Raw genomic sequence first — 11,157 nt, 5'->3', positions numbered from 1 at the left:
CGACGATCCTGACCCCGGGCCTGTCGGCGTGGAAGTCACGGCCGATCAGGTCGGGGGCCGGCGCGGCTCCTGGGGCCTGCCTGGTCAGGCTCCGACGTCCCATGCGCCGGGTGTGGCCGACGATGCCGTACTCACGCATGACGCGTGCGACTCGCTTGCGGTTGACCGGTCGCCCCTGACGGCGCAGTTCGGCGCTCACGCGCGGGACGCCGTAGGTGCCCCTGGACATGATGTGGATCACGGTGATCTCTTGGGCCAGGGCCTCATCGCCCCGCCGCCGGGCCAGCGGGCCTCGCGTCCAGCGTCCCAGGCGTAGTAGGTGGAGCGGGCAGTCTTCATCACCCGGCACAGCAGAGCGATCGTGAAGTTCGCCTTCTCCGCATGGATGAACCGGCATATCGCGCTCACCGGTCGCTCTCCTTCGCGAAGAAGGCCGTCGCTCTTTTCAGGATTTCAATCGTCTTTGCCTGCTCGACGGTCAGTTTCCACGGCTGCTTGAGCTCCTCGTCACGGTCGTCGGCCACCTCGCCGGACCGCCCGGCCCTGGACGCCGGCCCCGCCCCCCGGGCGGCATTGTCCTTCCGCACCCACGCCCGCAAGGACTCCGGACTGATCCCGAGTTCTTGGGCGACCTCGGTCACCGTCCGGCCCGAGGACCGTACGAGTTCGACAGCGTCATGCGTGTACTCGTCCGAGTACCGCTTCGCGTAGTTACTTCCCACCTGGCACTGCTTCCCCTGGGCTCACACGTCCCAGTCTCCAGGTGTCCACGACCAAGTGGAAGGTTCAGACAGGATCGGCGGCGAAGGTCTTCCACATCCACTCGAATCGACAGCGCCTCACGGCGCAAATTGCTCGTCCGTGAGATCTCCCCACCCCATGGCCTGAGATCATTCCTCACTGAGCCGTTTTCGTCCTGTCGCTGTGGGGTGAAATGGCAGGTCAGCAGGGGTGTGTAACGAGGCGGGACTCCTGGTCGTTGCGGTGGTGTTCTCTACGCACCACGCATCGTCCGAGGAGCCTCGCCTGGTCCCGTACCGTGCCACGGTTGATGTTCCGCGTGAGCTGGTTGCGCACGTTTCCTGGCTCATCTGCGCTCGAAGGTGTGAACGTCGCTCGCGATGGCGGAAGCCCGGCTGCTTCCGCCAGGCCCTGCTCGTACTGGTGCACCCGCGCAAGAACGAGACGCTGCCCGCCCTGGCAGCCGTCTCCGGCGTCCCGACAGCCACAGCCCGGCGCTATGCCAGCGAGACCCCCGACGTCCTCGCGGCGTGGCCGCCGGGCTTGCACGAGGCCCTGACCGGCCTGGGCGAGGGCGGCCACGTGATCACCGACGGCACGCTCATCCCCATCGACCGGATCGCCGCCGACGAGCCGTACTACTCGATGAAACACCGCAAGCACGGCATGAACGTGCAGGTCATCGCCCGCCCCGACGGCACACCGCTGTGGTTCTCCCGCGCGGCACCCGGCCGCACCGCCCACGACCTGACCGCCGCACGCGCCCACGGCACCGTCCAGGCCTGCCTCACCCGGCAGATCCCCGTGCTCGCCGACCGCGCCTGCCAGGGCGCCGGCGCACCACTGTCCGCACCCCCTGCTGCCACCACCGCGAACAACCCGAGCACTACCAGCAGTTCAGCCGGGACCACGCGCGGCTGAGAGCTCCTGGGGAACGGGCCTTCGCACAGCTGAAGCCCTGGCGCATCCTCCGCCGAGCCCGATGCTCCACCCGCCGCATCGGCACCATCGTCCAAGCCGTCCACACCCTGCTGACCTGCAGCTATTCAGGATGAAAACGGCACACTCAAGATCTACTTCCGGTACACGGCCGAGGAGGGACGGCGCCCTCGTCTCAAGAAATCCAGGCCGGCCCAACTCACCACCTGGCCCTCGGCAACATGCACGGCCGCCCTCAGAAGCGGCCCTGACGGTCAACCCGACAGCGAAGTCAGGGCGCGCCGCGCTGCAGCAAGGGTGGGGTGATCCGGATCCACCTGCGGAGTCAGGATCTGGACCGCACGGATCAGGTATCGCAGGGCTCGGTCCTCTTGGCCGGTACTCCGGCATGCCATTGCAAGGTTCACCAGGGTAGTAGCGAGTTCGGGGTGATTGCTCCCGAGTAGACGCTCCTTGAGCACCAGAGCCCGTACACTCCCGGCGAGGGACTGCCGGTAGGAGTGCCGACGGTACTGCAGTGCCGCCAAGTTGTGCAGCGTCACCGCTACCTCGTAGTCGTCCCCGATGGACTCGAAGATGTCCAGGGCGCGGCACAATTGCGCCTCCGCGTCGTCAAGGCGGCCGCAGTCGGCGAGCAACGGGGCCCAGGCTGCGATATCGGCGGCTACCAATGGATGGTGTGGGCCGTGCAACCGTTGGCGGACCTCGACTGACAAGGCTGACCATGGTTCTCCAGCCTGCGGCTTGCCACGACTGTGCTCCAGGCCCCCGAGGTTGTGATAGAGAGTGGCCACTGAGTCGTGATCAGGTCCGTAGACCCGCCGAAAAACACCCAGAGCCCTCAGATAGAGCCGTTCCGCGTAGTCAAAATTCCCTGTGTACTTACCGAGCACTCCAGCCTGATTGCATAACTGGGCGACTTCTGGTGAGTCTTCGCCGAAGTGGTCCTCTGATGCGGTCAATGTCAGTGCTAGCAGCAGTGAGGCACGACGGTAATCGCCCGTCTGCCTCCAGCACTCTGCCAGCTCAGCCTGGGCCATCAACCGAACATGATGGTTGTGCCGATGCGAGCGGATAACCTCTCGCAGGGACCGTTCAGTAGACCCCATTGTTGCCTCGTCTCAGCACGTACCACACGGGGCGCGGCCGACGCCCGTGCCGTACTCATTCTATTCGGACCCAAGCGGGAATTTCGGACCTGCCAGTGGCCTGGAGCCAGGCGAGATGCCGATGCCAGCTGGCAACTCCAGCCGTTACAGTCATGCTAATGTTCGTAACATTACGGTGGTTCGTCGGCATGCTGCCCACCTGAGCAATCAGTACTCAGGTGACACTTCGCTTTAGACGGGGATGCGGCATGGTGTACGCGCGGTAGTTCTGCATTGTTCCCCGCTTGATCAAGCGAGACTGGAGCTTCTATATTCCGTGAATCTGGCTACGGGCAGAGCCTAGCCTTTAAGCGAGTCATCGATTTTACGGACACGGTCTAGTCGCATTGGTTACGAGCGTTGTTAGCGCTTGCTGGTCTTGATCATTGCGAAGACCTCCGGCGTGGTGGAAGCGTCTAGGGCTTCACCACACACTGGAGGTCTTCGTGTCCCGCCCTGGTACTCGGCTGGCCGTCCACGGCAGAGGGATCCTGGCCGAAGGTGTCCTGTCCGGCCGTCCCGCACGTTGCGGCAGAGATGGGAGTATCCCGTCGCACGGCCCATGAATAGGCCCTCGCTGGCGGACCGAGAGCGATGCGAGCCTGCACGGCCGTTCCAGTCGGTCCCGCGCGACTCCATGCCGGACTCCCGCGGTGGCTGAGACCCGCGTCTGTCGGCTGCGGACTGACGGCAAACTGCATCCTGCTCCGGCACGGCCTGAGCTGCCTGGCCTCGACCGACTGGCCGACTGGCAAACCCATCCGTCGCTACGAATGGCCCGACCCGGCGAACTGCTCGATGTTGAAACCAAGAAGCTCGGCAACATCCCAGACGTCGCTTTCGCGCGGTCGGCAGAGGCGCCGGTGCGGCGAACCGCCAGGCGGCGACAGCTGACAGTGCAAGGGCTGCAGGCCGGTGATCGGCTATAGCCGTACGTATCTAGCCAGCTGTCGATGACCACTCCCGCCTGGTACACAGCGAGATGGCCCGACGAACGCCAGTACACCGCCATCGCCTTCTGTCAGCGGGCGAACAACTTCTTCCAAGGGCACGGCATGACCGTCGAACATCGCCTGACGGGCAAATGCTCCTGCTACAAGTCGAAGTTGTCCCACCTAGAGCCCCTCACCTCAGCCGGCATCGCACACAAGAGCCCTGCCCCCACCGGCCACAGACCGGCGGCGAAGCCGAACGCTTCAACCGTACTCCTCGATGAATGGGTCTGCCTGCAGCCCTACATTTCGACCCGAGTTGAGCCGCACCGGCTGTAACGACGTGGTGTACGACAGCGAGTTCTGGTCGGGCTGTGACATGGAGTGAGCCGTACGGGTTGGGAAAGTTGTGAAGCGATCTTTGGCCCGTACGGCTCTCTCGCATCGTATCTGCACCGGCGTCTCACGGAATCAACTCGGGAAGATGATTGAGGAGTTGGACGGGCCGTGGGTGGCTCAGGAGGACGCCCGCATGAACGCCGAGGTCACGACCGTTTACGGGCCGAGGGCGGAGGCCCTGACCATCAGCTGGTTTTCACCGATCGGGTGATCGCCACCCTGGTCATCCTCCGCTTTCAGCTCCCGCATGCCGCTCTTGCCGGCTTCTGCGGCGTGGACCGCTCCACGGTCACCCGGGCCGTCCATGAGATCCGGCCGCTGCTCGCCGCCCGTGGTTTCGCCGTGCCCGGGAAGCCTGATCTGCGGCTTCGCACCCTGGTCGATGTCTTCGCCTACGCGGCGGCTGAGGGCGTCGAGCTGCGGATCGACGGGACCGAGGTTCAGGTCCGCCGCCCGAGGGCCGGCCGGCCCGGACGCCGGGCCTTCATCTCCGGCAAGCGCAGGCAGAACACCAAGAAGTCCACCGTGATCAGCGACGAGGCCGGCCGCACGCTGTGGACCGGCGCCATCCGGCCCGGCCGCATGCACGATCAGACCGCGTTGAAGACCGAGGGGATCTGGTACCTGGTCGTCCGGTACTCTGAGGTGAAAGCCCAGGTCGACGCCGGGTATCGGGGCCTTGCGAAGGACTTCCCCCCGACCAGGTGACCGCCCCGCCGAAGAAGCTCGGCAAGACCGCCGACGCCGACGAGGTCGCAGCATGGCAGGCGGCACGCACAGCCCAGTCCTCCCGCCGGATCCCGGTCGAACACGCCAATGCCGAGCACAAGCAGTGGCGCCCGCTCCAGCGATACATCGGACGGCGCGAACACTACGACGAGACCCACCTCGCGATCGCCGGCCAGATCTCCGACCGCGCCGCCCTGCGGTGATCACCCACCAGCCAACCCACCAGGCCGACACGTCTCGACCTCAGTCGCGCACAACGTCGTAAGGAAGCATCCTGCGCTCAAGCCAGGATGGTCTGGCACCCGGAGAGCCCACGCATGCGCCGAGGAACGAGGCCGCACCCGCCGCTTGAGCGCGGCCGGTTCCTCAACCGAAAGAGTTAACTCGGCCTTCGGCCGACCAGTACGGGCCACGCAACGAGTGCAGCCAGAGGCTTCACCCCTTGGCGGATTCGCCGCGCAAGGCGGTGAACGCCAGCCAAGAAGATGCACTCCCGCAAGAATCCCCGGCCTCCGGCTGTCTGCATACTCGCCTATCACCAAGATGACCTGCATGCTGCGAACAGCAGTGATCAGGCGGTCTGCCTCCCGCTAGCGCGCGGCCGGAAGCGGCCTCGGCAGAGAATCGTTCAACGCCGTTGAACTCCTGACCCAGCATGTGCTTCTGGTCGAGTCCATAGAAGTCACAGGTCACGCGGGCTGCACAACATGGTATCCAGAACCAGGACTTGACGGACTGCATGCCCACAGCCACTTGGCCGGACCGCCGCTCCGACACGCTCACACTGCAAGGGACCACTGGGCCGAGAAGGAGAACTTTGAGGGCACAGTACTCATCAGAATGCTCACTGATGAGTGATTGAATAAGCCAGTGGCCTCTCTGCAAATACGGCCACCTGTCCGAGATTTCATACCACACTATATGGTTGGTCACGCAAGTCAGGAGTAGAAATTGATCAAGGCGCGCCACGTCACTATGCGGACGATTGCCCTCAATGCCGTCATGGCAGCCTCTCTGGGAATCCTTGGAATTGTCGCTGGAGGAACAGCTGAGGCTGCTGAGCCGGTCTCGATGTCGGACAATAGCGGCGACACAAGTTCCGCAGTGATCCATAAGGCCCCCATCATGCTCACCGACGGCGCCGGCAGCTAGCGTTCCGGGCCAGCATTCTGCTGAGATACGACGCGAGGCGTTCGAGACGATCTCGTCTGTGGTTGCGGTCTGGACACAGGGCTTGGTCCGGTGTTCCGGGCGGTGACCGGATGTCCTGGCCAGGGCCTGGACGGTTTCGGGCGCCTCGTCGTATCTGCTTGCTGGGCGAGTTCGGCGAACTGCCGGTCGGTCAGGCAGAGCTTGGCCGACCGGTGGGTGTCGCGCAAGCGGAACCGTGGGTGGGTAGCAAGGTTTTGATAGCTGGGATTCGGCGGATAGTTTTGATGTCCAGCGTCAGATGGCCTCGAGCCCGTCTGGTGCTTCCTGGTCGAGCTTGATGGCAGGCTTGAGGGCCGCGACGAGCGTGGTGCAGGCGAGAGCGTGACTCGTTGCGGGACGCCGGGCGCAGGCGGCGCCGCGGGCTGGAAGCTGGCACCTGGATCTGCGACTGTCGACGCAGAAGACCGTGCCCGCTTGGGCGGATCCAGGTAGAGGCCGACAGTGTTGTGGACCTTGTCGGCGAAGGACGGGTCCGGGAGCGGCTTGAACGACTGTGAGCGTTGCGGCTCCAGACCGAACGTCCGCCAGAGCCTCGGCACCATCGGCGTCAGGCCCGTCTGCTTCGCCAGCGACGAGTCGACCGGTGGCAGTTCTGCTGGCGGAACGCTTCGCCTCGTGCCAGAAGGGCGAAATCTTCGGCCAGTTCAACGGACTCCTGCGGTGCCTGGTGCGGGAAGCCGAAGGCCGCGAGGCTGAGCCGGGACTCCGACAGTCGCAGTGCCGTGATCGCCTGGCCAGGGGTGAGCACGGCCAAGTCCGGTGCAGCCGTCGTCAAGCAGCGCTGCCGCATCGTGGAACTACTGACAACAGATGCCGTAATTTCGTTGCATGCCGGGGTCATACAAGCCCAGGTCGTAAGGCATCAGTTCACAACTGGCAGTGCGGCCTCTGCGGTCGGCGATGCCGGTGGCGGTGATATTCGTGATGTTCTGCTCTTCTTTCCCGAAACGAGCGCATGCCGTCTACCGCGGCCGGCTGCAGGGGCGCCAGGCCTGGACTCAGCAGCGTCCGGACGGAGCTGGACACCTTCGACGCACATCGGTCAGGGTCCCGAAGCCATAGACCAGGGCGTTCCGGGACCGCGCGCGCACGCCCGGCCAGCGGGATGCGGAACTCTCCGGTGGCGTGGGTGAGTGATTGACGCCGAACAGCAGTCCCAGCAAAGAGGGCGGCGGGTGTGTCCCGGGTGGATCCCCGCTGGCCGTTGGCCGGTCAGCGAAGGCCGGTTGATGCCGGTTGCCGGCCTCGCAGTCCGTGTGCTCGTTCCGCCTCGTGCTTCGCGACGCTGACCCTCGACTCTGGCATGCACAGCAGAGCCAACTCTGCGGCAGGACAATCCAGATGGTACCAGGAGGTCCCCGTGAAAGCCGAACCCCAAGATCACTCATCTCGCTACAACCGGATCATGCCACTCAACCTCAACGACGCCTCAGCGGCAATCACGCACCAGCTCGTTTGGTACCACCGAACAGTGAGACTGAATGGATGGTCATGTATGAACTGTGGGTGTGGCGCACTTGCAGCACGCTACAAGTGCGGGATGCTATGGCGTAGTCACGCAAGAGAGGCGGATAGATGGCAGTCGCGTCGGTAGATATGGGTGTGAGTGTGCGTCGGTTCGATAGCCATGACGGGGCTGCGGTGTCGCAGCTGATTGATGCATACGCGCTACCAGGCTGGCCCGCGACCACTCGTGCCACTTTCGATCGTTCCCTAGGGGCAGGGGCAGGGGCAGGGGCAGGGATGGAAGCCGTTGACTGCGACGTTTTGGTGTCTCAGGATGGAACAGTCCTGGGTGCGGTATTGCACGGTGTGAGGGCGGTGGACGGTGCTGGGATGCTTCTGTGGGTGTACTGCAAGGAGAATGACCAGAACTTCGCACAGATTCTGATCAGCCACACGGTTGCCCGCTTGGGGCAGCGAACCGTACATGCCTACAGTGCCCCCACTCCTTTGGCTCCTGCCGGTCTGCCGATGCGTCAGCGTCCGGACGTGCGGCGGGCGCTGGAGAATTGCGGGTTCTCCGTGACCGATGAGTGGCTCTATCTCCACCACCGTCTGGATACGCTCCGGCCTTGCCTGTATGCGATTGCGGATGTGAGTGAACGTCCTGATGGGTCAGGTTGGCAACTTTACCTGCGTGAACGAGACGGGACGCATATCGGTGAGGCCCGAGTCAACGCACTGGCCGATGACATCGTTGCTTTGGATTGGCTTGCGCTCGATCCAAGCCGACGACCTCTCGGACATGTTTTGCTCGAGCAGTGCTTGAAGAACCTCGCAGACCGAGGTGTCCATCATGTTGTGACATGTCTGGCAGCCCCGGACGATCACCGACCTCAGTACGAGGAAGTCATTCGCCTGCACGAGACTGCCGGGTTCATCGTGGCCGATCAGCTTAATTCCTACACTCGCTGTCCCTGAGCGCAGCGACAGCAATCGCAAGGCACGTGGAGGTCGAGGACCGAAAGACGGTCCAGACTGAACCAGGTTCGCAGCATTGTCTAGACCTTTCCCGTACTCGGCGGTGGTCACCGCAAAGCATGGAATCCTATGCATTGCAGGGAGCGGACCGTTTCGGCATCGTGTAGTGCACAGCCCAGCGAGTAGTATGATGTCGTGCGCCCGCGAGAGATTGCGGTAGTGACCTTAAGCCGGTGTTGGGGTCGGCTACATTGCGAGGTCGGTAGGCGGTGGCCTCCTCGTACCTGCAAGTGATTGGCAGGTACGACGGGCTGGTCGGTGTGCCCGGAAGGCCGATGCGAGTCTGGACCGGACTCGCCCGATCATGCCGGCGAGGATGATGGCTGATCTGCTCATGCCCCGGTCTATCTGTTCTGAGACCGGGCTGCAGCCACGGGGCAGTCGGGCCCCGCCGGGCCCAGCAGGGAAATCATCAGCGGATAGTTTAGCAGGGCAGGGGCCAAACCCATCGGGGCAGGTCTCGCCAAGGAGGTCTGGTGCGGAAAACGCGAACGTGAGCCCTCGGCCTGACGGCGATCCCGCCGCAGGGATCGGCCCGGCTCGTCGGAGGTGCATCGGCGCAGACATGGCACGCTCCGTTGAGAGGTCTTCCTCACGACCAGACCAGCGACTATGACGACTCCGAATCCAGACCAGCGACTATGACGACTCCGAATAAGGAGAAGCCAGACCGATCCCCGTCCGGCTGCGGCGCTCATCCGTGTCAGCCAGCTTTGGTGTCCCGTTGAGGACATGCTGAGGCTGGGACGCGTGCCCAGTGAGTAGTGCCGCTGTGGTGGGACCGGGTACCGTGGGCGTCAGCCGTGGCAGTCACGACGGTGACGTCGTGACTGCCTGTACTACCCGTCCGGGATCGCGTGCTTGTGCCCTTCGGCTGTGCCGGGTCTCCGACAGTGACACCAACCCAGATGCGGCTGCCAGACCTTTCCCGGTGCAGATGCAGCATCAGAGGTGGATCAGCGTGCTCAACGGCGTTGGCGATCAGCGCGGAAACCACCATTAGCACTGCATTGCTGTCCACCCGCCAGCCCATGAGTGTCTGCTGTGCGACTTGGTGGGCGGCTCGAACCGCCTCGGGGCAGTGCTCCAGTACCTCGGTGATGTCATTGTCATCGTCCGGAGGCTGCCGGGGAGCTGGAACCCGCGGCCCTTCACTGACGAACTGTTCGTACCCGATGGCATACATGACGATCACTTCCGGAAAGTATCCACTGATGGGAACTTCCGTCCCTACAAGACACTGTGCTCCTACTCCTCGGCTGCAGCGCTGAGTAAGCCGTACTCAAAGTGCTCGGGAATTCGGAACGGCGGGTTCTCACGCTGGCAGATGAAGCTTCTTCAGCTTGCCGACCGATCGGGTAACCCACCTGAAGTGTCTGTGCAGGTCAGACCCTCCTGAGCGCCTCCGGCCGAACCTGAGTTGAAGAAGCTCATTGAGGACCCTGGAGCCCTATATCGCCCCGTATGGCCCTTTGGTAGTCCGTTCGCGATGGTCCGGGTGGCACGGCACACGAGAGCGTGATGAGTCCGCCGCTGGCGCCGCCCTCATGAGCGAGTGCAGCGGGCAGGGGAGCAACGGGAGGGGTGGACGTGTCCCCTTGCGCTCCGCCAGTGGTGGAATCCCGCTGGCACGGTCCTCCAGAGGAAACGCTGAGCGTCCGGATGGCGGGACCAGGCGGGTTGCCGCCGAGCTTGGCTGGGATACCTGCACCGCGGAAGCGGTGATGAGGTAGCTGACACACACATGCTCAAGCCCCTGCAGTTTCATTCCCCTCTATTTGCCCGCTGGCGAGGGAAGTGTATTGAGTGGCGGAGCGGCAGTGGCACAGCAAGCCGTTCATGCTCCACTGTGCGGTAGGAGCGCTGTGATCTACACGATGACCCAGGCGAGATAGGTGTGCTGCCGGCCGGATAGGTGACCGGACTGCCTGGCATGGGTACAGATCCGCCCTGAATTGGTATCGGACCGTCCGCTTCCTGTGCGATAAGCACGGTCTACTCACGACATTGAGCCTTCCGTCAGAGATGCTGCGAGAGTAGCTCAGATCTCCACTAGTAATGAATCAGGCATTGATGGGAAATGTGGCCCAGGGATTACTCAACTCGAACGCCCGGCATCGGCAGCCTGCGGCGTGATTCTCATAGGAAAGCGCTCGGTCGCTCGTACCGGGCATCGAGGCGTACCCACAGCAGGGACGCACGGGGCATCATGAGAGCGGGATCCCGGTGATGCGACAGGATGAGGCAGATGTCGATCCACGCGACTGATCCCGGAGCCCGCCGTCAGATCGGGGTCGGCACCTGCCGCGCGGGCACTGCTGGTGTGACCTGTGCAGCAGAGAGGATTGCACGCTACCAACTGGGGTGGGTCGCTCGTCGTGCAACCGCGCCCTCTGGGCAGATACCCCCCACTACCGAAGAATTGCGTCAATGGTCGAGCAAGCTGATAAATGCCCTCATCGCGTTCCGTGATGGCGTCACGGAACGGCCTGGGCTTCAAGCACTGGACGGTCGAGTAAATCTTCTTATCGTCATCGAACGAAGCCTGCTGCCAATACTCGGCGACCTATCTG

General features: G+C 63.6%; 5 protein-coding genes and 2 pseudogenes. 3 read left to right on the top strand and 4 right to left on the bottom strand.

The genetic code is table 11. The annotated features are described in order from the left end of the window. The 3 genes from ACFQ79_RS32290 to ACFQ79_RS32280 all read right to left on the bottom strand — a co-directional run. The coding region (locus tag ACFQ79_RS32290) for an IS3 family transposase (RefSeq protein ID WP_383590048.1) at nt 1-229 on the bottom strand (229 nt) is incomplete at its 3' end. An 8-nt stretch (nt 230-237) separates the two neighbouring features. After that, nucleotides 238-408 (bottom strand): hypothetical protein, encoded by a 171-nt coding sequence (locus ACFQ79_RS32285; RefSeq protein WP_383590046.1) that lies wholly within the window; start codon nt 406-408, stop codon nt 238-240. Next, nucleotides 405-722, bottom strand: a complete 318-nt coding sequence (locus ACFQ79_RS32280) for a transposase (protein ID WP_383590044.1) — start codon at nt 720-722, stop codon at nt 405-407. Before ACFQ79_RS32280 ends, ACFQ79_RS32285 begins: the two co-directional genes overlap by 4 nt. A 262-nt stretch (nt 723-984) precedes the next feature. Between ACFQ79_RS32280 and ACFQ79_RS32275 the strand changes: the two are divergent. Continuing rightward, nucleotides 985-1,796 (top strand): annotated as a pseudogene (locus ACFQ79_RS32275) (transposase family protein). A gap of 138 nt (nt 1,797-1,934) precedes the next feature. Here the strand turns inward: ACFQ79_RS32275 and ACFQ79_RS32270 are convergent. Next, the gene (locus ACFQ79_RS32270; RefSeq protein WP_383590042.1) at nt 1,935-2,720 is read right to left on the bottom strand and encodes a tetratricopeptide repeat protein; all 786 of its coding nucleotides are present in this window, start codon (nt 2,718-2,720) and stop codon (nt 1,935-1,937) included. A 1,449-nt stretch (nt 2,721-4,169) separates the two neighbouring features. On the opposite strand from ACFQ79_RS32270, the pseudogene ACFQ79_RS32265 reads away from it, so the two are divergent. Continuing rightward, nucleotides 4,170-5,091, top strand: a pseudogene (locus ACFQ79_RS32265) (transposase family protein). 2,845 nt (nt 5,092-7,936) lie between these two features. Continuing rightward, a complete protein-coding gene (locus tag ACFQ79_RS32260) occupies nt 7,937-8,524 on the top strand; it encodes a hypothetical protein (RefSeq protein WP_383590040.1) in 588 nt (195 codons plus the stop codon). Nucleotides 8,525-11,157 lie beyond the last annotated feature (2,633 nt).

The organism is Streptomyces sp. NPDC056480 (assembly GCF_042795405.1).
Classification (GTDB): domain Bacteria; phylum Actinomycetota; class Actinomycetes; order Streptomycetales; family Streptomycetaceae; genus Streptomyces.
Note: the sequence above shows the minus strand (reverse complement) of the source record. Positions and strands in the feature narration are given on the sequence as shown.

Bases quoted from the DNA above. Each gene is read 5' to 3' on its own strand.
- ACFQ79_RS32270 (WP_383590042.1), bottom strand. From the start codon at position 2,720: ATGGCCCAGGCTGAGCTGGCAGAGTGCTGGAGGCAGACGGGCGATTAC.
- ACFQ79_RS32260 (WP_383590040.1), top strand. From the start codon at position 7,937: ATGCTTCTGTGGGTGTACTGCAAGGAGAATGACCAGAACTTCGCACAG.